This window comes from Rhodococcus yananensis, from assembly GCF_020515525.1.
Taxonomy (GTDB): domain Bacteria; phylum Actinomycetota; class Actinomycetes; order Mycobacteriales; family Mycobacteriaceae; genus Rhodococcus; species Rhodococcus yananensis.
This window is the reverse complement of the sequence record NZ_JAIYEP010000003.1, coordinates 24350-50985: the sequence shown is the minus strand read 5'-3', so window position 1 is coordinate 50985 and position 26636 is coordinate 24350. Positions and strand designations below refer to the sequence as shown.

Below are 26636 nucleotides of genomic sequence, written 5' to 3'. Positions count from 1 at the left end.
GATGCGACGGCCCCGACCATGATCTCTCGATCGTCCGGTCGGGGCCGCGCAAGCGATCAGGCCTCGGGGGCTGCGTCCGCCGCGGGGGCGTTCTCGCCGGAGGCGGCCTGCGACAGCAGTTCCTGCTCCCACTCGGGCAGCGGCTCGGCCACGGCCTCGGGCTTGGCGTCCGCGTCGGCGCTCTTCCCTGCGCGGGCCTGCAGGCCCTCGGCGACGGCGGAGGCGACGACCTTGGTGAGCAGAGCCGCGGAACGGATCGCGTCGTCGTTGCCCGGGATCGGGAAGTCGACGAGGTCGGGATCGCAGTTGGTGTCGAGGATCGCAACGACCGGGATGTTCAGCTTGCGGGCCTCACCGACGGCGATGTGCTCCTTGTTGGTGTCGACGACCCACACGGCCGACGGAACCTTCGCCATGTCGCGGATGCCGCCGAGGGTGCGCTCCAGCTTGGTCTTCTCACGCGTGAGCATGAGGATTTCCTTCTTGGTGCGACCCTCGAAACCACCGGTCTGCTCCATCGACTCCAGCTCCTTCAGGCGCTGCAGGCGCTTGTGGACGGTGGAGAAGTTGGTGAGCATGCCGCCGAGCCAACGCTGGTTGACGTAGGGCATCCCGACGCGGGTGGCCTCGTCGGCGATGGACTCCTGAGCCTGCTTCTTGGTGCCGACGAACAGGATCGTGCCGCCGTGCGCCACGGTCTCCTTGACGAACTCGTACGCCTTGTCGATGTACGTCAGGGTCTGCTGCAGATCGATGATGTAGATGCCGTTGCGGTCGGTGAGGATGAACCGCTTCATCTTCGGGTTCCACCGGCGGGTCTGGTGCCCGAAGTGCGCGCCGCTGTCGAGCAGCTGCTTCATGGTGACGACAGCCATGGCTGTTCTCTCTTTCGTGTCGGTTGTCGTGGGTGATCTCGCGATCTCCACCCTGGCGCCCGCATGCCCGCCGAACCCCGCGAGGGGACCGGTCGACGGACATCTGTGACGCACCCACCGACGGTGGATGGCGTCGACGCGCGGACGCGCGAAGTCGATCTGCCTGTGCAGACCGCTCGTCCAGTGTACGAGACCGACCGCCTCGACCACCAACCGGCCGACGCTCGGCGCCCGAAAGTTCGTCTGTGGACAAACCCCTCGGTTGTCCACAGATCGTGAGCGGGGGCTGTCGCGGCACCCGCGAACACGGAAACGTGGCGGGCGTGCAGCTTCCGTCACCGTCCTGCGCCGCCACGGCGATCGCGCTCGTGCTGTGCGCCGTCGCATCGGGCCACGCCACCCCTGTCGCGGGTGCCGCGCCGGCCTTCGGGTGGCCGCTGGAACCGCGACCGGCGATCACCCGCGAGTTCGATCCTCCAGCGCAGGACTGGCTGCCCGGTCACCGCGGCGTCGACCTCGCGGCGCGTCCCGGGCAGACGGTCCTCGCCGCAGGCGACGGCACGGTCGCGTTCGCCGGAACGGTCGCCGGGAAACCCGTCGTGTCGATCGATCACGCGGGTGGGTTACGCACCACCTACGAACCGGTCGTCGCGGCGGTCACGGCCGGCCGCCGGGTGCGCTCGGGGGATCCGCTGGGCACCGTGTCCGCCGGCCACGACGGATGCCCGGTACCTGCCTGCCTGCACTGGGGCCTGCGACGGGGCCGCGACGACTATCTCGATCCTCTGCCGCTGGTACAGCGACCGGTGATCCGCCTGCTTCCTGTCGACGGCGGGTAGCCGTCCCGCCGCGGCCACCCGGCGCGGTCAGAGCGGCGCCGCATGCCGTCCCGTCAACGCCGGAAAGTCGTCGGCGACCATCGCCGCGAGTTCGGTGTACGCCAGACGCGTGGCGGGGCGGAGCAGATCGAGCTCGATCTCGGCGCCTTCGGCGAGGTGCTCGTCGAACGGGACGACCTGCAGGGCACGGCACCGCGAGAGGAAGTGGCCGGTGAGCGCATCCATGTCGACGTTGGTCGCACCGGGGCGCGGGGAGCTGATCACCACGACGGTGCGTTCGACCAGTTCGCCGTACCCGTGGTGCTGCAACCAGTCCAGCGTCGCGGCGGCACTGCGGGCACCGTCGACGGCGGGCGACCCGACGAGGACCAGCGCGTCGGCGAGATCGAGCACACCGCGCATCGCCGAATGCATGATCCCGGTTCCGCAGTCCGTGAGGATGATGTTGTAGTACACCTTCAGGATGTCGACGACGTCGCGGTAGTCGGCTTCGCTGAATGCCTCCGACACGGCCGGATCGCGTTCGCTGGCGAGTACTTCCAACCTGCTCGCCGCCTGGGACGTGTGCGCGCGCACGTCCGAATAGCGTTCGATGTCGTCGGCGACCCGCAGGAGATCGCGCACCGTCGAGTCGGTCTGTTGCCGTACCCGTTGGGCGAGGGTGCCGAAGTCCGGATTCGCGTCCACGGCGATCACGCAGTCACCGCGCAACGAGGCGAACGTCGAGCCGAGGCCGATCGTGGTCGTGGTCTTGCCGACTCCCCCTTTGAGGGAGAGCACAGCGATGCGGTAGTCACCGCCGATCGGTTGTCGGATTCGCGCGACCAACTCGTCGTGGTGCGCGGCCGACGCCGACAGGCCCGGGCTGAGAAGCCCCCCGGTGAGTCGATGGACCCCCCTGCGCCAACCCCCGCCGGGAGCGCGACGAGCACGGCGCACGAGAACACCCGACGCGAGGTCGAGGTTCGATGGTTGATGGTCCGGCCCCGCGTTCGTCCCCGCGATCGACGGTTCCCCGAGCCGATCCGGTGCAGGTTCCGCCCGGTCCGGTTCCGGCGCGGGCGGATGCACGGGGGCCTGTCGCACGGATTCGTGTGGTCGGTCCGGTCGAGGATCCCCCGTCGGTCGGGGTTCGCGGGTCGGTTCCCGACCCTGCGGGGTCGCCGCAGCGGGCAGGCGTTCAGCGACAGGGGGCTCTGCAACAGGGGGCTCTGCAACAGGCGGGGACGGTGTGACGGACCGGAGTACCACGTCCGGTGCCGCGGGCCCGCTCGAGGCGCACTCCGGGATACGTGGCGCGTCCGGCGCAGCCACCGCGACCTCCGGTCCGACTGCCGGTTCGGCCGCGATCACCCGTTCCTGCGTGCGAGGAGGCGTGCGAGGAGACACGGGGGCCGGTGTGTCGACCGACGCGGCCGGTGCGGAGGGCTCCGGTACCGCCGGACGCGCCGGAACCGACAGTGGAGCTCCGAGCGGCGTCGACGCCACCGGGCGCTGTGCGGACACGGCCGGTGGCGGAGGCGCCGTCGGTGCCGGGGGCGCGACGGTGGGATCCGGCACGGGTCGAGACGGTGCGTGCTCGCCCGTCACCGGCGGACGCTCGGCTCGGGACGGCGACGCGTGTGGCGCCGGCGCGTGTGGCGGCACCGTCTCCTCGGGTGCGGTGCGCGAGGACCGGCGCAGACCGCGGCGGCCGACGGGTGCGGCGGCAACCACGGATGCGTCGTCCTCCTGCAACCATGCAGGCACGGCCGGGCTCGGTTGCTCGCGCGTCATCTGACTCCCCCCGCATCTTCCCCCGACTCGGACCGCAGCGACGGTATCAAAAGGGACGTATCGACGCCCGTTCACGCCCTCGGATGCGCCTGCTCGTGCACCGCGCGCAACCGTGCGACGGACACGTGCGTGTACAGCTGCGTCGTCGCCAGACTCGAATGCCCCAGCACCTCCTGGACCACCCGCAGATCCGCGCCGCCTTCGAGGAGATGGGTCGCCGCACTGTGCCGCAGTCCGTGCGGGCCCACATCGGGGGCATCCGGAACGGCCGCCACCGTGGCATGCACCACCGTACGTACCTGCCGCTGGTCGATGCGTCCGCCCCGCTTCCCGAGCAGCAGCGCCGGCCCCGACGTGTCCGCGACCAGGTGTGGTCGTCCGTGGGTGAGCCACATGTCGAGGGCGTGTGCCGCGGGCACCCCGTACGGAACGGTGCGCTCCCTGTTCCCCTTGCCGAGGACGCGGACCACGCGCCGGTCACCGTCGATGTCGTCGACATCGAGTCCGCACAGCTCACCGACGCGGATCCCGGTCGCGTACAGCAATTCGACGATGACCCGATCGCGCAACCCGACGGGGTCCAGTTCTCGCGCCCCGGACTCGGCCGCGTCCATGATCGCGACGGCCTGGTCGGCGCGCAGCACCGCGGGCAGAGATCGGTGGGGGCGGGCGGTCGCCAACCGTGCCCCGGGGTCGGCGTCGACCCGGCCGGTCGTGAACAACCACGCCGTGAACATCCGCACCGACGAGGTCCGGCGGGCCACGGTCGATCGCGCCGCCCCCGACTCGACCTGCCTCGCCAACCACGCGCGCAGGGTCGTCAGATCGAGGTCGGTGATCCGGGCGTCGGGGTCTGCGGCGGCGAGTTCGACGAGAACGGAACGCGCGTCGGCGACGTAGGCCCGCAGGGTGTGCACCGACCGGTTTCGTTCCAGCCGGAGATGGTCGGCGAAGTCGTCGACGTGCACAGCGAGGGCGGGCGGCAACGGGCCGTCGCGCGGATCACGATCCATCGTCCCACCGTGCGGCACACCGCCGGTCACGGCAAGCGGACGCGCCGATAGAGTTAGTTCGTGAGTAAAACTATTCCACTGTCGATGCTGTGCGCACTCGCGCTGCTGTCGGCGACGGCACCGCTGGCGACGGACATGTACCTGCCCGGGCTTCCCTCGATGGTGGAAAGTCTGGACACCACAGCAGTCGCGGTACAGCTCACACTCACGACATTCATGGCCGGCCTCGGATTCGGGCAACTGATCGTCGGTCCGCTCTCCGACGGATGGGGACGCCGGCGCCTGCTGCTCGTCGGCACGATCGTCCTGGCGTCGAGCAGCGCGCTGTGCGCGCTGGCACCCAGCGTCGAGGTCCTCATCGCTGCACGCCTCATCCAGGGCTTCAGCGGTGGAACCGGCATCGTCCTGGCCCGCGCCGTCATCGCCGACCGGGCTCGCGGCCGGGAAGCAGCCAAGCTGTTCAGCGTCATGATGATCATCGGTGGCATCGCACCGATCGCCGCTCCGCTACTGGGCGGGGTGCTGCTCGGCCCGATCGGTTGGCGCGGCATCTTCTGGGTCCTCACCGGCGCCGCCGTCGTCATGCTGGCGGGTGTCCTCGCGTTCGTCCCCGAGACCCTGCCCACCGAGAAGCGGCACGGCGGTGGTCTCGCCGCCCTCGCCCGGAACTTCGGATACGTCCTGCACAATCGACGGTTCGTCGGCTACGCCGGTACCTTCGCGCTGAGCTTCGGCGCGATGTTCGCGTACATCTCGGCATCCCCGTTCGTGGTCCAGAACGTCCTGGGAATGTCCGCATCACAGTTCTCGATCGTGTTCGCGATCAATGCGGTCGGATTGGTCGGCGGCAACATCGTCAACACGCGACTGGTGGCGCGGGTCGAGGTGTACACCCTCCTGCGCGCGGGCGTGCTCGTACTGTTCGGCTCCGGCACCCTCCTACTGGTCGGCACCCTCGTCGCCGGCGCCCACGCCTGGTTGATCCTGCCGCTGCTGTGGGTGTGCATCACGAGCCTCGGTTTCGTCATGGGCAACGCCACGGCCCTCGGCCAGGGCGAGGTCCCGGAGGCCGCCGGTACCGGGTCGGCACTGATGGGTGCGTCCCAGTTCGGACTCGCCGCGATCGTCTCACCACTGGTCGGTCTCGGCGGCGAGGACACCGCGGTGCCGATGACCATCGCCATCGCCACCGCCGGCGGGCTCGCGCTGGTGTCGTTGCTGACGCTGACGCGCGACGCCCGCCGCTGAGCGACTGCCGGATCAGACCGCCTCGGCCTCGGCGAGGTCCCGCTTCCACACGCGGAAGCCCTCCTCCGTGCGGCCACGCCGCCAGTACCCGGAGATCGAGGCGCGCGACGCGGGAACACCGCGGTCGGTGCGCAGGTACGGACGCAGATGCTTCATCACCGTCTCCGCCTCGCCGTGCACGAACACCTGGACGTCACCGCCGGGCCACGGTAGCGCCTCGACCGCCGCCACCAGCGGCGCGTTGCCTTCGGTGAGGTCGGGGCCGGCGTCACCCGCCGCGACACCGCGGTGGAGCCACGTCAGGCTCACCCCCGCGGGCCGCACCAGGTCGAGTTCGTCGCCCGGTCCGGCCACCTCGACGAACACGGCGCCCGTCGCGTCGGCGGGTAGCGTCTCGAGAGCCACCGCGATGGCAGGAACCGCGGTCTCGTCACCTGCCAGCAGATGGAAATCGGCGGCCGGATCCGGCAGGTATCCCGCACCCGGCCCACGCACCGTCACATCGGTGCCCGGCTGCACCGACCGCGCCCACGGGCCTGCGACGCCCTCGTCACCGTGCACCACGAAGTCGATCCAGATCTCCTTCGCGGCCCGATCCACGCGGCGGATCGTGTACGTGCGCAGTACCGTGTCCCCGCCGGACGCCAACTCGATCTTGACGTAGCTGTCCGTCTCGGCCCGCGGCTCGAACTCGTCGAAACCCGCACCGCCCAGCACGACCCGGACGAAGTGCTCGGCGACGACCTCCGTGCGCAGCACGGTCAGCGTCGTCGCCTTCGGAGCGTTACGCGCCATCGACTACCTCCTCTTAGGGTTACCTATCCGAAGCAACCGTACCCGGTCGCGGGCGGTGCGCGGCGGGTCACAGCGCCCCGTCCGGCTAGGCTCGATGCCCATGAGTGCCACCGCGTCCGACGTCGCCACCTGGATGGTCGACATCATCACCACCGAACACCGGGTCCTGCAGACCGACATGATCGAAGCGATCGAGGCCAAGTTCGGCGGGGACTGGATCTACGTGGGCGAGAGCGGACATCCGTCCGTCGACCGCGCAGTCCTCAAGGAGTTCCGCAAGGCGCACCGCGGCGGCATCCGGTGGCACCGCGAGGATCGCGCGTGGTACGTCGCGGACACCGCTGTCGATCCCGCACCCGGCGACGGCAACTGATCGACCTCGGCACCGATCGCCCGGCGGCGGCGGACTCACGCCCGCTCCCATCCGCCGTCACGCGAGACCACCAAGCCCTCGAGTTCCAACATCGGCAACGCCGCGCGCACCCGATCGACCGCGACACCCGCGGACGTCGCGAGCTCGGCGGGGCCCACCGTGCCCACCGCCGGTAACGCCTCGTACACGAGTGCGGTGTCTCCGGACAGCCCATCCAATGATCCGACCACCTGAGCGTCACGGTCGTCGGGCGCGAGCAACGGGCCGCATTCGTCGACGACCTCGTGTGCCGACCCGACCAGCCGCGCCTCGTTCTCCCGGATCATCCGGTGGCATCCCTGCGACGACGCGGACGTCACGGGCCCCGGCACCGCCATCACCGGACGTCCCAGTCGACGCGCCCAGGTGGCGGTGTTCCGTGCACCGCTGCGCCACCCGGCCTCCACCACGAGCGTGCCCGAGGACAACGCCGCCACCAGCCGGTTCCGTGCGAGGAACCGGTAGCGGGCGGGTGCGGTGCCCGGCGGGTACTCGCTGACCACGAGTCCGTTCTCCGACACGGCGCGGAGCAGCTTGGCGTGCGCTGCCGGATACGCGCGATCGACTCCGCACGCCAGGACCGCGACGGTCGTCCCGCCCACCGCCAACGCCGCACGATGGGCCGCCGCGTCCACACCGAACGCGGCACCGGACACCACCGTCCAGCCGTCCAGCGCGAGATCCCCCGCAATCTCCGCCGTGACGTGTTCGCCGTATCCGCTGGCAGCGCGGGTCCCCACGATGCCGATCGCGCGTTCCACCGGTTCGTCGAGCCGGCGCGTGCCCCACACCCACAGCGCGTGCGGCGCCGCCTCCGCATCGGTCGCCTTGTCGAGCATCCCGAATCCCAACAGCTGCCACGCCGGCCATTCGTCGTCGTCCGGGGTGACGAGCCGCCCACCGGCCCGGTGCAGTCGCTCGAGGTCGACGGCAGCGGTGTCCAGGTGCGCCCGCGCGGAGAGTCTCGACGACAGTTCGGCTCCGGCACGCCCGGCGCGGACCGCGGCGGCGACCGCGACGACACCCTCCTCCTCGATCGCCGCGGACAGCGACCGCGACGCCCCCTGCGCGACGGTCGACAGGTACGCCCACGCGAGGCGCCGTTCGTCCGGATCGAACGAATCCGCGTTCATGCCGCACCCCGATCCCGGAAATCGAGGGCCGCCGCCACATGGACCTCGTCGGGCGACGTCGCGCCGTCGAGATCGCACAACGTCCACGCCACCCGCAACGCCCGATCCGCGCCGCGCGCAGTGATCGCGCCCTTGCGCAGCGCCCATTCCACCGGTTTGAGTGCGTCACCCGGGAGGCGGAACCTCTGCCGCAGCGCCGGGCCGGGAACCTCCGCGTTCGTCGCCCACCCGAACTCACCCCACCGGTCGGCGGCGGCTGCACGCGCTTCCGCGACCCGGGCGCGCACGTCGTCGGTGCTCTCCCCGGTCTCCCCCATCAGTGCGCTCGTGGCGACCGACTGCATCCGGACACGCAGATCCACCCGATCGAGGAGCGGTCCGGAGAGTTTGCCGAGATACCGGCGGCGCGCGGTGGGTGCGCACGTACAGTCCGCGTCGCGGGCCGGTGCGCACGGGCACGGATTCGCCGCGAGGATCAGCTGGAACCGGGCGGGATAGCGGGCGACACCGTCGCGCCGTGCGATCCGCACCTCCCCGTCCTCGAGCGGTGTCCGCAACGCCTCGAGGGTCTTCGGGCCCATCTCGGCGACCTCGTCGAGGAACAGGATTCCCCGGTGCGCTCGGCTGACGGCTCCGGGTTTCGCGGTGCCGCTGCCGCCTCCGATGAGCGCGGTGACCGACGCGGTGTGGTGCGGAGCGATGAACGGTGGCTCCGTCACGAGGGGTCTGTCAGGGCTCAGCAGCCCTGCCACCGAGTGGATCGCCGTCACCTCCAGTGCATGGGCGTCCGTCAGTTCCGGCAGAATTCCGGGAAGCCGCTGCGCCAGCATCGTCTTTCCGACACCGGGTGGTCCGGTGAGCATGAGGTGGTGCGCGCCCGCCGCGGCGACCTCGATGGCGCGGCGGGCCTCCCGCTGCCCCACCACCTCGGCGAGGTCGCCTCGTGTCTCTCGTGACGGCGCGGCGGTCGGATCGGGACGCTCGAGCGGTCCGTCGCCCTGCAGCCACAGCACGAGCTCGCGGAGTGTGGCCGCGCCGTAGACATCGATGCCGTCGACGAGGGCGGCCTCGGTCATGGTCCCGACGGGCACGACGATCCGCGACCATCCGTGCTTCTTGGCTGTGAGCACCGCGGGAAGGACACCGCGTACCGGACGTACCCGACCGTCGAGCGCCAGCTCCCCGATGAGCGCGGTCGTGGACATCGACTCGAGCGGCACGACGTCGGCGGCGTTGAGCACCGCGCACGCGAGCGCGACGTCGTAGACGCTGCCGACCTTGGGCAACGTGGCCGGTGACAGTGCCAGCACCACCTTCGAATCCGGCCACTTGCCACCGGAATTGGAGACCGCTGCGCGCACCCTGTCGCGGGATTCCTGCAACGCGGTGTCGGGTAGTCCCACCATTTTCACCGCCGGCAGGCCCCCACCGATGTCCGCTTCGATCTCGACGACATGCCCGTCGACACCCGACACCGCCACCGACCACGCCCGCCCCAGCGCCATCAGAGCACCTGCTTGCGGTGTGTGATCTCCGGAGCCGTGTTCCTACCGAGCACGACGGTGACGACGTCGACGCGGATCCGTTCCCATCCGCGGTCCTGTTCGGCCAGCCAGAGACCCGCCAACCGACGCAACCGCTCTGCTTTCGCCGGTGTCACCGCCTCCGCGGGCGTTCCGTATCCGAGTCCTGTCCGGGTCTTGACCTCGATGAACACGAGTGTCGCGCCGTCCTGCGCGATCAGGTCGAGTTCACCGTGCCTGCACCGCCAGTTCCGTTCCAGCACCGTCATTCCGGCCCGTTCGAGGTATTCGGCCGCCAGATCCTCCCCGAGGATCCCCACTTCCCGATTCCGCATCGTGTCGCTCCTCCCTGTGGTGCACCCACTGTGCTGCAGGGAGAAGACCGGATTCGGCGGTCGAGGTCGTTCACGGCCGGGCTGTGGATGGATCGCGGGGTTGTGGACAACCCACCGTGGTCCGGTGCCGGGCCGCGCGCCGTGTCGTGGTCGTGCGCTACGCTGCTGTGCCCGTCGCGGTGCGCCAGCGCCTCCGCCGACCCGAGCGAACGTACCCTTCGCTCGATCGAGTCGAGCGAAGGGCACGTTCGCTCCGTCGAGGCCGCAGGCCGCAAGCCGCGCGCCGCAGCCCAGCAGAGCGTGAAGGGTGGGGCGGAGGGACGGAAAGTGGGGCGTCAGCCGAGCTTGTCGGGCAGGCGCAGTTCGGGTTTGTCGAGCTCTTCGATGTTGACGTCCTTGAACGTGATCACCCGCACGTGCTTGACGAAGCGTGCGGGACGGTACATGTCCCACACCCAGGCATCCGACATCCGCACTTCGAAGTACACCTCGCCGTTGGCGTTCTGCGGGAGCAGTTCGACCGCGTTCGCGAGGTAGAACCTGCGCTCGGTCTCCACGACGTACGCGAACTGACCGACGATGTCCCGGTACTCCCGGTACAGCGAGAGCTCCATCTCGGTTTCGTACTTCTCGAGATCCTCGGCACTCATCGGTCTCGGTGTCCTCCCATTCCGGTGTTCCCTGTCATCATCCCGCATCGGCCTGCGCGCCGACGAATCGGCGGCGGAACGGCTCCTCGCCGCACGTCGCCGTCACGTTCGCCCACGACCGGCGGTGTTCACGCGACGCTCCGTGTTCACGCAACGCTGCCATGTGCACGGCCGTGCTGTATCCCTTGTGTACCGCGAAACCGTACTCCGGTAGGTCGCGGTCCAGACGCACCATGATCCGATCGCGGGTGACCTTGGCGAGGACGCTGGCGGCGGCGATGCACGCGGCGGCGCCGTCTCCGCCGATCACCGGAAGCGACGGGACGGGTAGTCCCGGTACCCGGAATCCGTCGGTGAGCACGTACCCCGGTGCGACCGTCAGTTGCGCGACCGCCCGGCGCATTCCCTCGATGTTCGCGACGTGGATACCGATTGCGTCGACTTCCGGGGCGGGTACTTCGACGACACTCCACGCGAGTGCGCGCCGCACGATGATCTCGTACAGCTCCTCGCGGGTCCTCTCGGTGAGTTTCTTGGAATCGTCCAGTTTTGCGAGCGACGGGTGCGGTCTCGGTCCGAGCACGCACGCCGCGACGACGAGAGGACCGGCGCACGCACCGCGACCGGCCTCGTCGACACCGGCGACCGGGCCGAGGCCGCACCGCACGAGCGTCGATTCCATGGTGCGCAGGCCCGACGATCTGCGCACCACGGGGCGGGGTGGCCACACACTCACGACGGCAGGATCTCCGGGGAGTCGATCATTCCCATTCGGCCGGGTGGCAGCACGATGAACCGGGCCTTGCCGATGACGTTGTCGAGCGGGATCGACCCCTGGTGTTCGTCGCCCACGTGGTAGCGGGAGTCCGCGGAGTTGCTGCGGTTGTCCCCCATCACCCACACGTGCCCTTCGGGGACGGTCACCGGACCGAAGCAGCGGCCGGATGGGATCTCCGTCTCGCACGTCACGACCCCCGGGGTGAACGGGTAGTCCATCGTCACGTACGGCTCGTCGAGCGGCACCCCGTCGACGAGGACACGCCCCTGGTCGTCGCAGCATTCGACCGTCTGCCCGCCCACCGCGATGACGCGCTTGACCAGGTCGTTCTCGTCGGGTGGTACGACTCCGACGAGGGAGCCGACTTCCTGCAGTCCGCGGATCACGACGTTGTCGGATCGCGTCGAGGTGTATCCGGCCGACCACGACTCGGGGCCCTTGAAGACGATGACGTCGCCGGGACGAGGATCGGTGAACCGGTAGCCGATCTTCTCGACGACGATGCGGTCGCCGGTGCAGCCCGGGCAGCCGTGCAGCGTCGGTTCCATCGATTCGGAGGGGATCAGATAGACGCGGGCGACGAACGTCTGCAACAGAAAACTCAGGAACAGCGCGACGACGACGAGGATCGGGAGTTCCCGCCAGAACGACTTCGGCTTCTTGTCGCTCTTCCCGGAGCCCACGGTCCGGTCGCGGTCCGTGTCCTCCCGCCGGTGGTGTGCACCACCGGCGCCGACGTGTCGGGCACGGTCGTCTGCGCTGTGTCGGTTGGTGCCCGGCCCGGCCGGTTCGTGCGGAGAATCTGCCACCCGGACAGACTAGCCCGGCCCGGACATCAGTCCGGGCCGGGCCAGTGGAGTGCGAGGAAGGATCGGCGCGTCCGAGGGACGCAGGCCGGTACGTCGACCGGCCGCCGAGCCGAGAGGTCAGCGCTTCTCCTTGATCTTCGCGGCCTTGCCGCGGAGGTCGCGCAGGTAGTACAGCTTCGCGCGACGGACGTCACCGCGGGTGACGACCTCGATCTTCGCGAGGTTGGGGCTGTGCACCGGGAAGGTACGCTCGACACCCACGCCGAACGAGACCTTGCGGACGGTGAAGGTCTCGCGGACGCCGCCGCCCTGGCGACGGATCACGACGCCCTTGAAGACCTGCACGCGCTCCTTCGAGCCTTCGATGACCTTGACGTGCACATCGAGGGTGTCGCCGGGGCGGAAGTCCGGAACGTCGTCGCGCAGCGACTTGGCGTCCAAAAAGTCCAGGGTGTTCATCGGTGTTTCATCCTCTTGTTCGCTGGGGCAGAGGAACCTGGCGGCGGCCGCCGCGGACGGCGGGCTCGACCGGTTCGTGCCCGGATCAGGTATGCGTGCCCGAGGGGGGCAACCCGTCCAGTGTGCCAGAAGATCCACGTCGCGTGGAAATCGCGGGTGCCGGGTGGACCCGACGATCGAGTTCGGCCTCCGTCGCGATCCGCGAATGGTGGACGCTGTCACGTACCGCGTCGAGGGTCGGTGACCCGGCGACGAGGTCCTGCACGAAGATCTTCGCGCGGATCAACGGCCGACGATAGCGTCGTTCGCGGACCAACGCACGCATCATCTTCCGCGGCTTGTGCTGGTAGCGCCACCGCGCCCAGGGCGCACCGGGCCGTGACAGCCGGATCGCACCGACCCACAGCAGCGGGACGACGAACAGGCCGACGAGCCCTGTCCATATCTTGCCCTTGGCCAGGACGATCCCCGCCAATCCGAGGTTGACGAGCACCGACACCCCGAGGACGATCCGGCCCACCCATTCGCCGCCGCCGACATCGGCGGCATCGGTCAGGTCCAGCGGCCGCAGCCCCATCAGCAGCAGTCCGGTGACCGCGATCGCGACGAACACTGCGTCGACGGAGACACGGCCCTCCTCGTCCCAATAGACGTCCGTGAGGTAGAAGATCAGGGCGAACTCGTCGAGGGTCAGCGCCGCACCGATCCCGAACAGCGTCGCGAGCAACGCGCCGGTGGCACTGGAGCCGTCTTCGTACACCGCGATGAGGGCACCGCCCGAGATCACCATGGTCACGACACCGAACACCATGTGGTGCACGTGCAGGCCGCCGGGTGTGATGTTGCCCGGCCACCACCGCACCTTCGCGCGGATCAAGCGGACGCTGATCCGGATGAACACGAACGCCACGACGAACCCGATGAGGAAGCAGAACAGCGGCAGCCGACCGGCGGCGACGATGTCGCTGTCGAACCAGCGGACGATCGTGCTCACCGGCCTGCTCCCTCGTGTCCCCGCATCCTCCGGCGGTCGGTCGGACGTGATGCGCGCGCCGGACGTTACCGACCGAACCCTGCCTTGCGCAGCGCGTCGGCCATCGATCCCGACGGTGCCGAGTCGCTGCGACTGCCACCGCCCTGCCGCCGGCCACCGCCCTGTCGCGCACCGCCCTGTCGCGCGTTCGCCTGTCGGGCGTCACCACCGCGACCACCTCGCCGACGGGTCGAGTCGGATCGGCCGCCGCGCGTGTCCTGCCCACCGGTGTCTCCGGGTGCGGGCACCTCGTCGTCGAGTCGTAGGGTCAGGCTGATGCGCTGGCGGGGCACATCCACGTCGAGCACCTTGACCTTGACGACCTCACCCGACTTGACCACATCGTGCGGGTCCTTCACGAAGCTGCGCGACATCGCCGACACGTGCACGAGACCGTCCTGGTGCACTCCGACGTCGACGAACGCACCGAACGCGGCCACGTTCGTGACCACTCCTTCGAGGACCATGCCGGGTTCCAGATCGGCGACCTTCTCCACACCTGCCGCGAAGCTCGCCGTCCTGAACTCGGGACGCGGGTCGCGACCCGGCTTCTCGAGTTCACCGATGATGTCGGTGACGGTGGGCAGACCGAACGTGTCGTCGACGAACTCCTCGGCTCGCAGTGAGCGCAGCGCGCGGCTGTTGCCGATCAGTTCGAGCACACCCACACCGCTCCGCTCGACGATGCGACGCACGACCGGGTACGCCTCGGGGTGCACTGCGGACGCGTCGAGCGGGTCCTCGCCCCCGCGGATCCGGAGGAAGCCGGCACACTGCTCGAATGCCTTGGGGCCGAGCCGCGCCACATCGCCGAGCGCCTTGCGCGACGTGAACGGGCCGTTCCGGTCGCGATGCGCGACGATGTTCTCGGCGAGGGACCCGGTGATACCCGACACCCGCGACAGCAACGGCACCGAGGCGGTGTTGACGTCCACACCGACCGCGTTGACCGCGTCCTCGACGACGGCGCCGAGCGACCGCGCCAGCAACGTCTCGGACACATCGTGCTGGTACTGGCCGACGCCGATCGACTTCGGGTCGATCTTGACGAGTTCGGCAAGCGGATCCTGCAGACGCCGCGCGATCGACACGGCGCCGCGGATCGACACGTCGAGATCCGGCAGTTCCTGCGAGGCGTACGCGGACGCCGAGTACACCGACGCACCGGCCTCCGACACGACGATCTTGGTCAGTCCGCTCATCCCGCTCTGCGCGATCAGTTCGGTGGCGAGCGCGTCGGTCTCCCGGGACGCCGTCCCGTTGCCGATGGCGATGAGTTCCACCCCGTGCCGGGCGACGAGCGCGCCGAGCGTCGCGAGTGCCTCACCGCGACGGTTGTGCGGTTGGTGCGGGTGGATGGTGGTGTGGTCCACGACCTTGCCGGTCGCATCCACGACCGCGACCTTCGTACCGGTACGGAAACCCGGGTCGAGACCCATCGTCGGCCGCGTACCGGCGGGCGCGGCGAGTAGCAGGTCGCGCAGGTTCGCGGCGAACACGTCGACAGCGTCGGCCTCGGCGGACTGCTTCAACCTCATCCGCACGTCCACCCCGAGCGACACCTGGAGCCGGGTGCGCCACGCCCACCGGACTGTGTCGAGCAGCCACCGGTCGGCGGCGCGCCCCTCGTCGCCGATCCCGAACCGTGCCGCGATCCGTCCCTCGAAGTACGACGGGACGCCGGGTTCCGTCCCGCCCAGGTCCGGTTCGAGCGCCAGCGACAGGATCTCCTCCTTCTCACCGCGCAGCACCGCGAGGATGCGGTGCGACGGCAGCCGGTCGAACGGTTCGGTGAAGTCGAAGTAGTCGGCGAACTTCGCGCCGTCGGTCTCCTTGCCCTCCCGGACGGTCGATTTCAGGCCACCACGTGTCCACATGGCTTCGCGCAGCTCACCGACGAGGTCGGCGTCCTCGGCGAACCGTTCGACGAGGATTGCGCGGGCGCCGTCGAGTTGCTCGGCGCTGTATCCCGCGGGATCGGTGTGCGGATCGGTGATCAACGCGTCGGCGACCGGTTCGTGGCCGGCCTCGCGGGCGATCTGGGCCTTGGTGCGGCGCTTCGGTTTGTACGGCAGATAGATGTCCTCGAGACGCGCCTTCGTGTCGGCGGTCATGATGGTGGCGCGCAACTCGTCGTCGAGTTTGCCCTGGGCGTCGATCGATTCGAGGATCGCGGCCCGGCGATCGTCGAGTTCGCGCAGGTATCGCAGGCGCTCCTCGAGGGTGCGGAGTTGAGCGTCGTCGAGCCCGCCGGTGACCTCCTTGCGGTAACGCGCGACGAACGGCACGGTGGCGCCGCCGTCGAGCAGCTGCACCGCCGCTGTCACCTGGTTCTCACGGACGTCGAGTTCCTCGGCGATACGCCGGTTCACGGTGTCGAGTACGGTCGTCACGTCGATCGACCCTACCTCTATTCTTCCGGTGTCCCTTCCACGGAGACGGATCCCCTCGATCTCCGCCGCGGAGTGGTCCGCGCGGCACAATGGAATACAGCACAATGGAATACAGGAGCCAACGATGTCCCCGGGTCGTCGCGACCGCCTCCGGTCGTGTGTGACGTTGCTGTTCGTGACAGCGACGCTTTCGGCGTGCGCTGCCCCCTCTCAGATCGTCGCGACCGGTTCCGACGTGTCCGCTTCCGGACTCGGCGTCACCGCCGCCTCGATCTCCGCCGATCCCGGCCCGGTGCCGATGGCCCTGTTGCCGGGCCGTATCACCGCTGCCGCGGAGGTGGCTGCGGCGCGCGGCGCGACCGTGACGGTCGCGGTGCTCGACCGCGTCACCGGGGCACGTACCATCGGTGGCGCGAACGTGCCGCTCGAAACCGCATCGGTGGTCAAACTGTTCATCGCGGACGACCTGTTGTTCCGCGAAAGGATCGGTGAGCTCCTCCTCACCGACGACGACCACGCTCTGATCGATGTCATGCTCACCTCGTCGGACGACTACGCCGCCAGCACCCTGTGGGATGCGTACGGCGGCCCCGAGATGGTGGATCGGGTCGCCGATCGACACGATCTCACCGGCACCGTCGCCTCGGATTCCTCATGGTGGAACACGACGACGACCGCCTCGGACCTGCTCACCTGGTACGACGATCTGTTGTCCGGGACCGGTGGTCTCGACGAGACCGCGACGACACGGATCGTCGGTGCGCTGATGGACTTCGACGACACCGGCGGCGACGGATACGACCAGAGGTTCGGGTTGCCCGACGGGCTGCCCGACGCGATCGAGCCGGGCATGAAGGCCGGCTGGATGTGCTGCATCGACGACAGTTGGGTGCATCTGTCGACGGGATTCTTCGGCACCGACCACCGGTACGTCCTCGCGGTGTTGGCGAAGGAGACGGTGACGTACGGGGAGGACGACCCGGAGTACGGCGGTTGGTTCCTGCCCGACACGTCGTTCTACGATGCCGCCGAGGATGCCAGCGCCCGCCACGCCCGGGAGACCGTGACCCTGGTGGTCGCAGACACGCTGGGCTGAGCCGTCACTCGTCGCCGGGCTCCCGGGCGACGAGCAGGTCGGGTCGTCGTTCGCGGGTGCGGATCAACGATTGTTCGCGACGCCACTGCTCGACCTTCCCGTGGTCACCGGAGAGCAGCACCGGGGGCACATCGAGCCCCCTCCAGGAGGCGGGACGCGTGAAACTGGGGCCTTCGAGCAACCCGTCGGAGAACGAATCCTCCTGGTGGGACTGCTGATTCCCGAGGACCCCGGGCAGCAGCCGCACGACGGCCTCGACCATGACGAGGACCGCGACCTCCCCACCGATCAGCACGTAGTCGCCGATGCTGACCTCCTCGACCCGGACGCGACGCGCGGCGTCGTCGAAGACACGCTGATCGATACCCTCGTACCGGCCGCATGCGAACACGATGCGTTTCTCGGTCGACCAACGCTGGGCCGTCGCCTGATCGAACGGGCGGCCCGCGGGGGTCGGGACGACGAGCAGCACATCGGGATCGGGATCGCCGTCGGGCCCGGCGAGAACGTCGTCGAGTGCCGGTCCCCACACGGTGGGTTTCATGACCATGCCCGGACCCCCACCGTACGGGGAGTCGTCGACGGCCTTGTGCACATCGTGCGTCCAGTCGCGCAGGTTGTGTACACCGACGGAGATCAGGCCCTTGTCCACGGCCTTGCCGAGCAGCGCGGCACGCAGCGGCTCGAGGTATTCGGGAAAGATGGTGACGACGTCGAGCCGCACGGTCTACTCGTCCTCCGCGACGAAATCGGGATCGAGCAATCCTGCCGGCGGGTCGATCTCGACGATCCGGTCGGTGAGCGAGACGACGGGCACGATCTCGGTGACGAACGGAACGAGGATCTCGCGGCGGCCGCCGTCGGTGGGGCGGATGGACAGCAGTTCTCCCGCCGCGGTGTGCAGAACCTCGCGGACGGTGCCGACCTCGACACCCGAGTCGGGGCGTCCCGCGGCGATGCGCACGGTGAGTCCTTCGAGTTCGTGATCGTAGAACTCGTCGGGATCGTCGGACGGCTCGAGTTCGGAACTGTCGACGACGAACAGCACCCCGCGCAGCGCGTCCGCGGCGGTGCGGTCGGCGACTCCGTGGAGACGCAGCAGAAGCCGCCCGGAATGCTCTCGGGCGGCTTCCACCGTGAACTCACGCGGTGTCTGCTCGCGGGGTGTCCGGCCGCGCAGCGCCGCACCGACCGCGAACCGCAGTTCGGGTTCGTCGGTGCGGACGTCGACGACGACCTCGCCCCTGATGCCGTGTGATTTGACGACACGGCCGACCACGAGCTCCACCGCCACGCCTACCGGTCGGTGTCGACGACGTCGACGCGGATCCCCCGACCACCGATGCCGGTGACGAGGGTGCGCAACGCGGTGGCGGTGCGGCCACCGCGTCCGATGACCTTGCCGAGGTCGTCGGGGTTGACGTGCACCTCGACGGTTCGGCCACGGCGACCGGTGATCATGTCGACCCGCACGTCGTCGGGGTTCGCGACGATTCCCCGGACGAGGTGCTCGACAGCATCGGCGACCACGGCGCTCATTACTCGGCGGCCTCGGTCTCGGCAGCCTCGGTGGCCTCGGCGTCGTCCTTGGCGGCCTTCTTCTTCTTGGGCGTCACGGCCTCGGCGACGGGCTCGTTCTCCGCCTGCGCGAGCGCAGCCTGGAACAGCTCGAGCTTGGTGGGCTTCGGCGCAGCGGTCTTCAGGGTGCCCTCGGCGCCCGGCAGGCCCTTGAACTTCTGCCAATCACCGGTGATCTTGAGGAGGTTGAGGACCGGCTCGGTCGGCTGTGCGCCGACGCCCAGCCAGTACTGCGCCCGCTCCGAGTCGATCTCGATCAGCGAGGGCTCTTCCTTCGGGTGGTACTTGCCGATGGTCTCGATCGCCCGGCCGTTGCGGCGGGTGCGCGAGTCCGCGACGACCACGCGGTACTGCGGGTTGCGAATCTTGCCGAGACGGGTGAGCTTGATCTTGACAGCCACTGCTGCTCTCCTTCGGGTGCGCTCGCGCGCATGTCACGTGCAATTCGGACGACGCACCCCGATGGTGCGCCCGGTTTTGCCTCCAACCTGTGACCGTCGCGCGGTACGTAACCGGATGCGACGACAGCGGTCCATTCTGCCAGATCCTGCGACCCGATCCGAAATCGACGGATGCGCGCCGCTACCGCCGACGCACCACGTTGCCGGCGAGCACGACGAGATCGGGCCGGGCGGACCCCGGATCGGTGCGCGGGTCGTCGCCGTAGACGATGAGATCCGCCGGAGAACCCGCTGCGAATGCGGGGTGTCCGAGCCATTCGCGCGCCGCCCAACTCGCCGCCGCGAACGCACCGTCGACACCGAGGCCGGCCTTGCCGAGCGCGGCGATCTCATCGCCGATCCGGCCGTGTTCGACCTGGCCTCCCGCGTCCGTACCCGCGTAGATCGCGACCCCCGCGTCGTGGGCGGCACCGATGGTGTCGGCCACCCGCCGGTGCAGGTCACGCATGTGCGCCGCGTACACGGGAAACCGGGTCGCCGAGTCGGCGATGTCGGGGAAGTTCTCGATGTTGACGAGTGTCGGCACGAGCGCGGTGCCGTTCGCGGCCATCGTCGCGATGGTGTCGTCGGTGAGTCCGGTGCCGTGCTCGATGCAGTCGATGCCGGCGGCAAGGAGCCCGGGCAGGGCGTCCTCCCCGAACACGTGGGCTGTCACGCGGGCACCCTCCCGGTGCGCGGCGGCGATCGCCTCGACGAGGATCTCGTCGCTCCACAGCGGTGCGAGGTCGCCGACGCCGCGGTCGATCCAGTCTCCGACGAGTTTGACCCAGCCGTCACCGGCCCGGGCCTGTCGCGCGACCTCGGCGGGCAGTTGCGACTCGTCCTCGAGATCGACGGGCAGTCCGCGGATGTACCGCTTGGGCATCGCGATGTGCCGGCCGGCACGCACGATCCTCGGCAGATCCGTGCGCGACGCCAGGTGCCGGGTGTCGACGGGTGATCCGGCGTCCCGGAGGAGCAGCACGCCCACGTCGCGTTCGCGGACCGCCTGCGTCACCGACCCGTCGGTGTCCTCCGCGCCGCCACCGAACCGGATCCCGATGTGGCAGTGCGCGTCGACGAGACCGGGCAGAATCCAGCCACCGTCGGAGAGCACCTCCGCACCGGGGATCGGTTCGGGCGCGAAGCACCCGTTCGCGTCGATCCACAGTTCGATCGGTTCACCGTCGGCCAGTGAGCGGCCCCGGACCGTCGTCGGTGTTCCCCGGCCGGCGGTGATCACGGTCGTCCTCCTGGTTCCGTCCGTTCGCCTCAGTTCTTGGGGAACTTCAGCTTCGACAGGTCGAGGCCTTCGAGTCCGGGGGGAAGCTCGTCGAGGCCCTTGGGCATGTTCGACAGGTCGGGCATGCCCGCTCCCATGCCGGGGAACCCGGCGGGCAGACCACCGGGCAGACCACCCCGCACCTTCGGCGGAGTCGGTCCGCGACCCCCCTTCTTCCCCTTCTTGCCCTTCTTCGACCGCTGGTTCCGTTTCGGTCCGGGCATGCCCATACGGCCCGCCATCGCGGCCATCATCTTGCGGGCCTCGAAGAAGCGGTCGACGAGCTGGTTGACGTCGGAGACCTTCACACCCGAGCCGTTGGCGATGCGCAGGCGCCGCGAGCCGTTGATGATCTTCGGGTTGGCGCGTTCCTCCGGGGTCATGCCGCGGATGATCGCCTGGATCCGGTCGAGTTGCTTCTCGTCGACGTTCGCGAGCGCGTCCTTCATCTGGCCCGCGCCCGGCAGCATTCCCAGCAGATTGGCGATCGGCCCCATCTTCCGGACGGCCATCATCTGTTCGAGGAAGTCCTCGAGGGTCAGCTCTCCGGAGCCGATCTTCGCGGCGGTGGCCTCGGCCTGCTCCGCGTCGAAGACCTGCTCGGCCTGCTCGATCAGGGTCAGGACGTCGCCCATGCCGAGGATCCGGCTGGCCATCCGTTCGGGATGGAAGACGTCGAAGTCCTCGAGTTTCTCGCCGGTGGACGCGAAGAGGATCGGTCGGCCGGTGAGTTCGCGCACGCTCAGCGCGGCACCGCCGCGGGCGTCGCCGTCGAGTTTGGTGAGCACGACACCGGTGAACCCGACGCCCTCGCGGAACGCTTCGGCAGTGCTCACCGCGTCCTGACCGATCATCGCGTCGAGGACGAACAGGACCTCGTCGGGCTGCACGGCATCACGGATACCGGCGGCCTGCGCCATGAGTTCCTCGTCGATGCCGAGACGACCGGCGGTGTCGACGATGACCACGTCGTGCTGCTTGCGCTTTGCTTCCTCGATGCCGTTCTGCGCGACAGCGATGGGGTCGGCGGCGGATACGCCCAGTTCGTTGTCGCCGCCCCCGACGGAGGTGCCCGGGTGCGGCGCGAACACGGGCACTCCCGCGCGCTCACCGACCACCTGGAGTTGGGTGACCGCGCCGGGACGCTGCAGGTCGCAAGCCACGAGCATGGGGGTGTGCCCCTGTCCGGACAGCCACTTCGCGAGCTTGCCGGCGAGCGTGGTCTTACCGGCACCCTGCAGACCGGCGAGCATGATGACCGTCGGCGGGGTCTTCGCCAGGTTCAGGCGACGGGTCTCGCCGCCGAGGATCCCGACGAGTTCCTCGTTGACGATCTTGACGACCTGCTGGGCGGGGTTGAGTGCCCCGTGGACCTCGGTGCCCTTCGCCCGTTCCTTGATCTTCTTGATGAACGCGCGCACGACCGGCAGTGCGACGTCGGCCTCGAGCAGGGCGAGGCGGATCTCGCGGCACGTCGCGTCGATGTCGGCGTCGGACAGGCGCCCCTTGCCGCGCAGGTCCTTCAGGACCCCTGTCAACCTGTCGGAAAGGGATTCGAACACCGAATGCGCTCCTGGTGTGGATCGAAGGTACGGACAATGCTGCGTTCCAGGGTAACGGCTCGCAGCGGTGTCCCGGGTGGCGGCTCGACCCCACCCGGGGTGAGGGCCCGCCTATGCCTGTTCGAGTGGCTTGGGTTCCTGCGCCGGAAGCACCGCGAGCAGCGCCTCCTCGAGGCGTTCCCGGGACGCGCGCGTCGACGCCGCGCTGAAATCCACGCAGAACGAGTCGATCACGCTCGAGCCCAGCGTCGTCACCTTCGCCCACCGCACATCGGCACCGAGCTGTTCGAACACCCCGGCCAACCGGCAGAGCAGACCGACCCGGTCCTCGGCCCGGACCTCGAGCACCACCTGGCCGGGATCGGTCGCATCGAACCAGATCAGCCGTGGCGGCGCCTTCGCGTAGGTTCCGGGCACCGCATGCTCGGGACGTTCCGGCAGCATCGACTCCCGGGCGGCGCGGTCCTTCGCGTCGAGTTCGGCGGTCAGGTCGAGATCGCCGGAGCCTGCGCGCACCAGATCCTGTCGCAGCAGCCCCGCCGCGGGCGGCGCACCGAACAGCGGTAGCACCACGAACGAGTTGACGGTGCAGCCCGCGTGACTGCCGATCGACGCCGACAGCACCCGCAGCCCGTGCAACGCCAGTACCCCCGCGGTGTCGGAGAGCACCCCCGGTGAGTCCGGTGCCACAACCGTCACCGTGTATCCGCGCCCGTCCGCACGGGGATCGAGCGTGACCTGCAGACTTCCCTGCTCGGCGAGGGTGGTCAGCTCGGGATCCATCGGGTCGGGCGCGGGCAACTCCTCCCCCGCCATCACCATGCGGCACCGCCGCACCAGTTCCCGGATCAACGACGCCTTCCAGTCGCCCCACACACCCGGCCCGGTCGCCTTCGAATCGGCTTCGGCCAGCGCGAACAGGAGCTCGAGCAGTACCGGGTCACCGCCCAGTGTGTCGACCACCGACGCGACGGTCGCCGGATCGTCGAGATCCCGTCGTGTCGCCGTGTTCGGCAACAGCAGATGGTGGCGCACCATCGCGACCAGCACCGCGAGATCCGACGGCCACAGACCCATCCGGGAGCCGATCCGTTCGACGAGTTCGGCGCCGACGACGCTGTGGTCGCCGCCGCGCCCCTTGCCGATGTCGTGCAGCAGAGCACCGAGCAACAGCAGGTCGGGGCGCCCGACCCGGGTCGTTGCCTCACCGGCCTGCACCACGGTCTCGACGAGGTGCCGGTCGACCGTCCACGTGTGGACGGCGTCCCGGGGCGGCAGGTCGCGCACCGCACCCCACTCGGGAAGCAGCCGCCCCCACAGTCCCGTACGGTCGAGCGCCTCGATGACGTCCACTGCCGCAGGACCTGAGGCGAGCAGCACCAGGAGATCATCGAGTGCCGCGCGCGGCCACGGCTCACGCAGTTCCGGGGTGTTGTCCGACAACCGTGTCAGCGTGGCCGCCGAGATCGGCAATCCCGTGCGCGCCGCCGATGCGGCGACTCGCACGATCAGTCCCGGATCCTTGCGCGGTCGGGCGTCTCGTGCCAACGCGACCTCTCCGCCGTGTTCGACGACGCCCTCGTCGAGGGGCCGCCGCACCGGACCCCGGCGCAACCGGGACAGGCCGGTGCGAGGCAGCGAGTTGCCCGCGGTGCGGATACCGACGTCGACGGAGTAGCTGATGATCCGGGCGGATTCGGTGAGCACCCGCGCGAGATCGAATCGGTCCCCGATCCGCAGCGCCGCACCGATCTCGTCGGCGTCCTGCGCCCGCAACTGGTCGCGGGCGCGGCGCGCCACTCGGTGCAGTTCGGTCCGGACGTCCAGCAACCGGCGGTGCGCGGCGGCGAGTCCACCGCCCGGTGCATCCGGGCCGAGTCCGGGCATGCCGTCGGTGAGCTGCGCGATGGACAGTGCGTTGAGGAGCTGCACATCCCGCAGCCCGCCGCGACCGCTCTTGAGGTCGGGTTCGGCGCGGTGCGCGATCTGGCCGGTCCGATCCCACCGGGACTGCGTCATCTCGATCAGTTCGTCGAACCTGCCGCGGATCCCGGTGCGCCACTGCCGCCGGACCCCACCGATGAGGAGATTGCTCAGTTCGGTGTCACCGGCGATGTGCCGGGCTTCGAGCATTCCCAGCGCCGCCGTCAGATCGGTCGCCGCGACCTGCAACGCCTGCGGGACGGTGCGGACACTGTGATCGAGCTTGATGTGCGCATCCCAGAGCGGATACCACAGCCGGTCTGCGATGGTCGCCACCGCGGCCGGGTCCATGTCGTCGTGGAGGAGGATCAGGTCCAGATCCGAATGCGGGAGCATCTCCCGGCGACCCAGACCACCGACGGCGACGAGCGCGAATCCGCAGTCCGGTCGGATACCGAGCTCGGTCCCCTTCGTGGTGAGCCAGAAATCGTGCAGGTCGACGAGTGCATCCCGGAGCGCGGGGCTGTCGAGCCTGCGGGTGCGGCCGGTGCCGGCGACGAGGACATCGCGGGCGTCGGCGAGGTCGGCAGCGGTGTCCGGCCCCGGAGACACCGCGGGCCCCGGTCCCGCCGCGTGTGCGGCAGGACCAGGGCCCCGGGTTCCGGCCCCGTTGGGGTCAGAGCGCATCCGAACCTCGTTCTCCGGTGCGGACGCGGACCACGGTCTCCACCGGCGTGACCCAGACCTTCCCGTCACCGATCTTGCCGGTCCGCGACGCCTCGACGATCGTCTCGACGACCTTGTCGACGGCCGAATCGTCGACCACGACCTCGACCCGAACCTTCGGGACGAAATCGACGGAGTACTCGGCTCCGCGGTAGACCTCGGTGTGGCCCTTCTGTCGGCCGTACCCCTGCACCTCACTGACGGTCATGCCCAGCACACCCGCCTGTTCGAGACCGCCCTTGACGTCCTCGAGTGTGAACGGCTTGACGATTGCCGTGATCAGCTTCATTTCCAGTTCCCTTCCCGGTGCCCACCGGCCGTAGTCGCGGCGCAGTCGCCGGCCATCCGTGTCGCAGGCGAGTCGACCTCACCTGCCATCTTCGTCCACCCGCGGTGTTCGTGTCGCCGGGACACGAACACCGCGTGCGGGCGATGTGTCGTTACTTGAGCGCGGAGACGAAGTCGTACGCGGATTCCGCGTGCTCGGTCTCGTCGATACCACGTGCTTCCGATTCGGGCGAGACACGCCAACCCATCGGCTTGAGGGCGAAGGCGATCACCGCGGTGACGACGGCGGTGAACACGAGCGCCACGACCGCGATCACGATCTGGATGACGAGCTGCTTGTAGTCACCGCCGTAGAACAGACCGGTATCGGTGGCGAGGAAGCCGATGGCGACGGTGCCCCACAGACCGGACACGAGGTGGACGCCGACGACGTCGAGGGAGTCGTCGTAGCCGAACTTGTACTTCAGGCCGACGGCGAGGGCGGACAGAACACCGGCGACGACACCGAGCCCGATCGACCCCACGGGGCTGAGCGCGCCGGCGGCGGGAGTGATCGCGACCAGACCCGCGACCGCACCGGAGGCGGCACCGAGGCTGGTGGCCTTGCCGTCGCGGAATCGTTCGGTGGCGAGCCAGCCGAGGATCGCGGCGGCGGTGGCGGTGGTGGTGTTGACCCAGGCCATGCCGGCGACACCGTCGGCGGCGAACGCCGAACCGGCGTTGAATCCGAACCAGCCGAACCACAGCAGCGCGGCACCGAGCATCACGAACGGCAGGTTGTGGGGACGGAAGGCGGTCTTGCCGAATCCGGTGCGCTTGCCGATGATCAGCGCGAGGACGAGCGCCGCGATACCCGCGTTGATGTGCACGACGGTGCCACCGGCGAAGTCGATCGGGTGGACTGCCGCGGTCAGGCCGCCTTCACCGTCGTCGACGGTGCCGAACATCGCCGCAGCGATGCTGTCCTCCGAACCGGAGAGGAGACCGCCGCCCCACACCATGTGGGCGAGCGGGAAGTACGCGAGGGTGACCCAGACACCGGCGAACACCATCCAGGTACCGAACTTGACGCGCTCGGCGAGTGCACCGGTGATCAGTGCCGTGGTGATGATCGCGAACGTGACCTGGAATCCGATGTCGATGATCTGCGGGTAGTTACCCACACCCGGAAGGAAGCCGCCTTCGTCGTCGTAGATGGCGCCCTGGAGTCCGAACATCTCGAACGGGTTCGCGAAGATCCCGCCGACACTCTCGGTGCCGTAGGACATCGACCAGCCCCACAGGACGTAGATCACCGCGATGAGGGCCATCGCACCGAACGACATCATCATCATGTTCAGGACGGATTTGGCTCGCGACATTCCGCCGTAGAAGAACGCCAGGCCCGGGGTCATCAACAGCACGAGCGATGCGGCCATGAGCATCCATGCCGCGTCGCCGGTGTTCACCACTTCCTCCACTTGCAACCTCCCTGTAGACCGCGCCGGTCAGCGCGTTGCTGGAGAAAGCTTGCTGCGGAGATGTTTCGGCGGAAGCGCCGCGCTGTTTCCTCGAGGTGAACGGAATGCGGGCCGGTGTTTCGGTCGTGTTTCGTCCGTTTCGCGACGATCCCCCGGCTCGTGGGAGACGGGGGATCGTCGGGTCGAGGGTGGGCGGCCCGGGGTGAACCC

26 protein-coding genes are annotated in these 26636 nt (G+C 69.3%); 4 read left to right on the top strand and 22 right to left on the bottom strand.

Annotation, left to right across the window (positions count from 1 at the left end):
• Positions 1–56: 56 nt before the first annotated feature.
• Positions 57–875, bottom strand: coding sequence for a 30S ribosomal protein S2 (rpsB, locus tag LDQ05_RS01025; RefSeq protein ID WP_226435031.1), 819 nt, complete (start codon positions 873–875; stop codon positions 57–59).
• Positions 876–1234: 359 nt separating this feature from the next.
• Here rpsB and LDQ05_RS01020 point away from each other — a divergent pair, with 359 nt between their 5' ends.
• Complete coding sequence (locus LDQ05_RS01020) at positions 1235–1714, top strand: M23 family metallopeptidase (RefSeq protein WP_372461005.1); 480 nt, start codon at positions 1235–1237, stop codon at positions 1712–1714.
• A 27-nt stretch (positions 1715–1741) separates the two neighbouring features.
• On the opposite strand, the gene LDQ05_RS19910 is transcribed toward LDQ05_RS01020, so the two are convergent.
• Together LDQ05_RS19910 and LDQ05_RS01010 are read right to left on the bottom strand one after the other, a co-directional pair.
• Positions 1742–3103 (bottom strand): MinD/ParA family ATP-binding protein, encoded by a 1362-nt coding sequence (locus LDQ05_RS19910; RefSeq protein ID WP_443711380.1) that lies wholly within the window; start codon positions 3101–3103, stop codon positions 1742–1744.
• A gap of 458 nt (positions 3104–3561) precedes the next feature.
• A complete protein-coding gene (locus LDQ05_RS01010; protein ID WP_226435087.1) occupies positions 3562–4476 on the bottom strand; it encodes a tyrosine recombinase XerC in 915 nt (304 codons plus the stop codon).
• Positions 4477–4587: 111 nt separating this feature from the next.
• On the opposite strand from LDQ05_RS01010, the gene LDQ05_RS01005 reads away from it, so the two are divergent.
• Entirely contained in the window at positions 4588–5751 is a 1164-nt protein-coding gene (locus LDQ05_RS01005) for a multidrug effflux MFS transporter (RefSeq protein ID WP_226435086.1), read from the top strand.
• A 12-nt stretch (positions 5752–5763) separates the two neighbouring features.
• On the opposite strand, the gene LDQ05_RS01000 is transcribed toward LDQ05_RS01005, so the two are convergent.
• A complete protein-coding gene (locus LDQ05_RS01000) occupies positions 5764–6546 on the bottom strand; it encodes a siderophore-interacting protein (protein WP_226435029.1) in 783 nt (260 codons plus the stop codon).
• A gap of 100 nt (positions 6547–6646) precedes the next feature.
• On the opposite strand from LDQ05_RS01000, the gene LDQ05_RS00995 reads away from it, so the two are divergent.
• Positions 6647–6919 (top strand): DUF6953 family protein, encoded by a 273-nt coding sequence (locus tag LDQ05_RS00995; RefSeq protein WP_226435028.1) that lies wholly within the window; start codon positions 6647–6649, stop codon positions 6917–6919.
• A 35-nt stretch (positions 6920–6954) separates the two neighbouring features.
• Here the strand turns inward: LDQ05_RS00995 and dprA are convergent, their stop codons facing one another.
• The 9 genes from dprA to LDQ05_RS00950 form a co-directional block, all read right to left on the bottom strand.
• A complete protein-coding gene (gene dprA, locus LDQ05_RS00990) occupies positions 6955–8091 on the bottom strand; it encodes a DNA-processing protein DprA (protein ID WP_226435027.1) in 1137 nt (378 codons plus the stop codon).
• Positions 8088–9596, bottom strand: coding sequence for a YifB family Mg chelatase-like AAA ATPase (locus LDQ05_RS00985; RefSeq protein WP_226435026.1), 1509 nt, complete (start codon positions 9594–9596; stop codon positions 8088–8090). The genes dprA and LDQ05_RS00985 overlap by 4 nt, the downstream gene beginning before the upstream one ends.
• Positions 9596–9949, bottom strand: coding sequence for a YraN family protein (locus tag LDQ05_RS00980; RefSeq protein ID WP_226435025.1), 354 nt, complete (start codon positions 9947–9949; stop codon positions 9596–9598). Before LDQ05_RS00980 ends, LDQ05_RS00985 begins: the two co-directional genes overlap by 1 nt.
• A 335-nt stretch (positions 9950–10284) precedes the next feature.
• On the bottom strand, positions 10285–10599 hold the full coding sequence (locus LDQ05_RS00975; protein ID WP_226435024.1) for a DUF2469 domain-containing protein: 315 nt from the start codon (positions 10597–10599) through the stop codon (positions 10285–10287).
• Between the two features lie 37 nt (positions 10600–10636).
• A complete protein-coding gene (locus LDQ05_RS00970; RefSeq protein ID WP_226435023.1) occupies positions 10637–11335 on the bottom strand; it encodes a ribonuclease HII in 699 nt (232 codons plus the stop codon).
• Entirely contained in the window at positions 11332–12060 is a 729-nt protein-coding gene (lepB, locus tag LDQ05_RS00965; RefSeq protein ID WP_226435085.1) for a signal peptidase I, read from the bottom strand. Before lepB ends, LDQ05_RS00970 begins: the two co-directional genes overlap by 4 nt.
• Positions 12061–12303: 243 nt before the next feature.
• The gene (rplS, locus tag LDQ05_RS00960) at positions 12304–12645 is read right to left on the bottom strand and encodes a 50S ribosomal protein L19 (RefSeq protein WP_226435022.1); all 342 of its coding nucleotides are present in this window, start codon (positions 12643–12645) and stop codon (positions 12304–12306) included.
• An 85-nt stretch (positions 12646–12730) separates the two neighbouring features.
• Positions 12731–13630 carry a hypothetical protein gene (locus tag LDQ05_RS00955; RefSeq protein ID WP_226435084.1) on the bottom strand — a complete coding sequence of 300 codons (900 nt, stop codon included), beginning with the start codon at positions 13628–13630 and terminating at the stop codon, positions 12731–12733.
• A gap of 74 nt (positions 13631–13704) precedes the next feature.
• Positions 13705–16071, bottom strand: a complete 2367-nt coding sequence (locus LDQ05_RS00950; protein ID WP_226435021.1) for a Tex family protein — start codon at positions 16069–16071, stop codon at positions 13705–13707.
• Positions 16072–16246: 175 nt separating this feature from the next.
• Here LDQ05_RS00950 and LDQ05_RS00945 point away from each other — a divergent pair, with 175 nt between their 5' ends.
• A complete protein-coding gene (locus tag LDQ05_RS00945) occupies positions 16247–17167 on the top strand; it encodes a serine hydrolase (RefSeq protein WP_226435020.1) in 921 nt (306 codons plus the stop codon).
• 4 nt (positions 17168–17171) lie between these two features.
• On the opposite strand, the gene trmD is transcribed toward LDQ05_RS00945, so the two are convergent.
• The 9 genes from trmD to LDQ05_RS00900 form a co-directional block, all read right to left on the bottom strand.
• Positions 17172–17891 (bottom strand): tRNA (guanosine(37)-N1)-methyltransferase TrmD, encoded by a 720-nt coding sequence (trmD, locus tag LDQ05_RS00940; RefSeq protein WP_226435019.1) that lies wholly within the window; start codon positions 17889–17891, stop codon positions 17172–17174.
• 3 nt (positions 17892–17894) lie between these two features.
• The gene (gene rimM / locus LDQ05_RS00935; protein WP_226435018.1) at positions 17895–18455 is read right to left on the bottom strand and encodes a ribosome maturation factor RimM; all 561 of its coding nucleotides are present in this window, start codon (positions 18453–18455) and stop codon (positions 17895–17897) included.
• Positions 18456–18463: 8 nt separating this feature from the next.
• Positions 18464–18706, bottom strand: coding sequence for an RNA-binding protein (locus LDQ05_RS00930; RefSeq protein WP_226435017.1), 243 nt, complete (start codon positions 18704–18706; stop codon positions 18464–18466).
• Positions 18706–19146, bottom strand: coding sequence for a 30S ribosomal protein S16 (rpsP, locus tag LDQ05_RS00925; RefSeq protein WP_226435016.1), 441 nt, complete (start codon positions 19144–19146; stop codon positions 18706–18708). Before rpsP ends, LDQ05_RS00930 begins: the two co-directional genes overlap by 1 nt.
• Before the next feature lie 181 nt (positions 19147–19327).
• Entirely contained in the window at positions 19328–20428 is a 1101-nt protein-coding gene (locus LDQ05_RS00920) for an amidohydrolase family protein (protein WP_226435015.1), read from the bottom strand.
• Positions 20429–20457: 29 nt separating this feature from the next.
• A complete protein-coding gene (ffh, locus tag LDQ05_RS00915; protein ID WP_226435014.1) occupies positions 20458–22029 on the bottom strand; it encodes a signal recognition particle protein in 1572 nt (523 codons plus the stop codon).
• Between the two features lie 111 nt (positions 22030–22140).
• The gene (locus LDQ05_RS00910; protein WP_226435013.1) at positions 22141–24639 is read right to left on the bottom strand and encodes a [protein-PII] uridylyltransferase; all 2499 of its coding nucleotides are present in this window, start codon (positions 24637–24639) and stop codon (positions 22141–22143) included.
• Positions 24629–24967, bottom strand: coding sequence for a P-II family nitrogen regulator (locus LDQ05_RS00905; RefSeq protein WP_226435012.1), 339 nt, complete (start codon positions 24965–24967; stop codon positions 24629–24631). The genes LDQ05_RS00910 and LDQ05_RS00905 overlap by 11 nt, the downstream gene beginning before the upstream one ends.
• 151 nt (positions 24968–25118) lie before the next feature.
• A complete protein-coding gene (locus LDQ05_RS00900; protein ID WP_308013137.1) occupies positions 25119–26426 on the bottom strand; it encodes an ammonium transporter in 1308 nt (435 codons plus the stop codon).
• Positions 26427–26636 lie beyond the last annotated feature (210 nt).

What these genes read in the sequence shown, in the direction of transcription:
- rpsB (WP_226435031.1), bottom strand. Translation starts at nt 875, where the DNA reads ATGGCTGTCGTCACCATGAAGCAGCTGCTCGACAGCGGCGCGCACTTC.
- LDQ05_RS01005 (WP_226435086.1), top strand. Translation starts at nt 4,588, where the DNA reads ATGCTGTGCGCACTCGCGCTGCTGTCGGCGACGGCACCGCTGGCGACG.
- LDQ05_RS01000 (WP_226435029.1), bottom strand. Translation starts at nt 6,546, where the DNA reads ATGGCGCGTAACGCTCCGAAGGCGACGACGCTGACCGTGCTGCGCACG.
- LDQ05_RS00995 (WP_226435028.1), top strand. Translation starts at nt 6,647, where the DNA reads ATGAGTGCCACCGCGTCCGACGTCGCCACCTGGATGGTCGACATCATC.
- dprA (WP_226435027.1), bottom strand. Translation starts at nt 8,091, where the DNA reads ATGAACGCGGATTCGTTCGATCCGGACGAACGGCGCCTCGCGTGGGCG.
- LDQ05_RS00985 (WP_226435026.1), bottom strand. Translation starts at nt 9,596, where the DNA reads ATGGCGCTGGGGCGGGCGTGGTCGGTGGCGGTGTCGGGTGTCGACGGG.
- LDQ05_RS00980 (WP_226435025.1), bottom strand. Translation starts at nt 9,949, where the DNA reads ATGCGGAATCGGGAAGTGGGGATCCTCGGGGAGGATCTGGCGGCCGAA.
- LDQ05_RS00975 (WP_226435024.1), bottom strand. Translation starts at nt 10,599, where the DNA reads ATGAGTGCCGAGGATCTCGAGAAGTACGAAACCGAGATGGAGCTCTCG.
- rplS (WP_226435022.1), bottom strand. Translation starts at nt 12,645, where the DNA reads ATGAACACCCTGGACTTTTTGGACGCCAAGTCGCTGCGCGACGACGTT.
- LDQ05_RS00930 (WP_226435017.1), bottom strand. Translation starts at nt 18,706, where the DNA reads ATGAGCGCCGTGGTCGCCGATGCTGTCGAGCACCTCGTCCGGGGAATC.
- LDQ05_RS00910 (WP_226435013.1), bottom strand. Translation starts at nt 24,639, where the DNA reads ATGCGCTCTGACCCCAACGGGGCCGGAACCCGGGGCCCTGGTCCTGCC.
- LDQ05_RS00905 (WP_226435012.1), bottom strand. Translation starts at nt 24,967, where the DNA reads ATGAAGCTGATCACGGCAATCGTCAAGCCGTTCACACTCGAGGACGTC.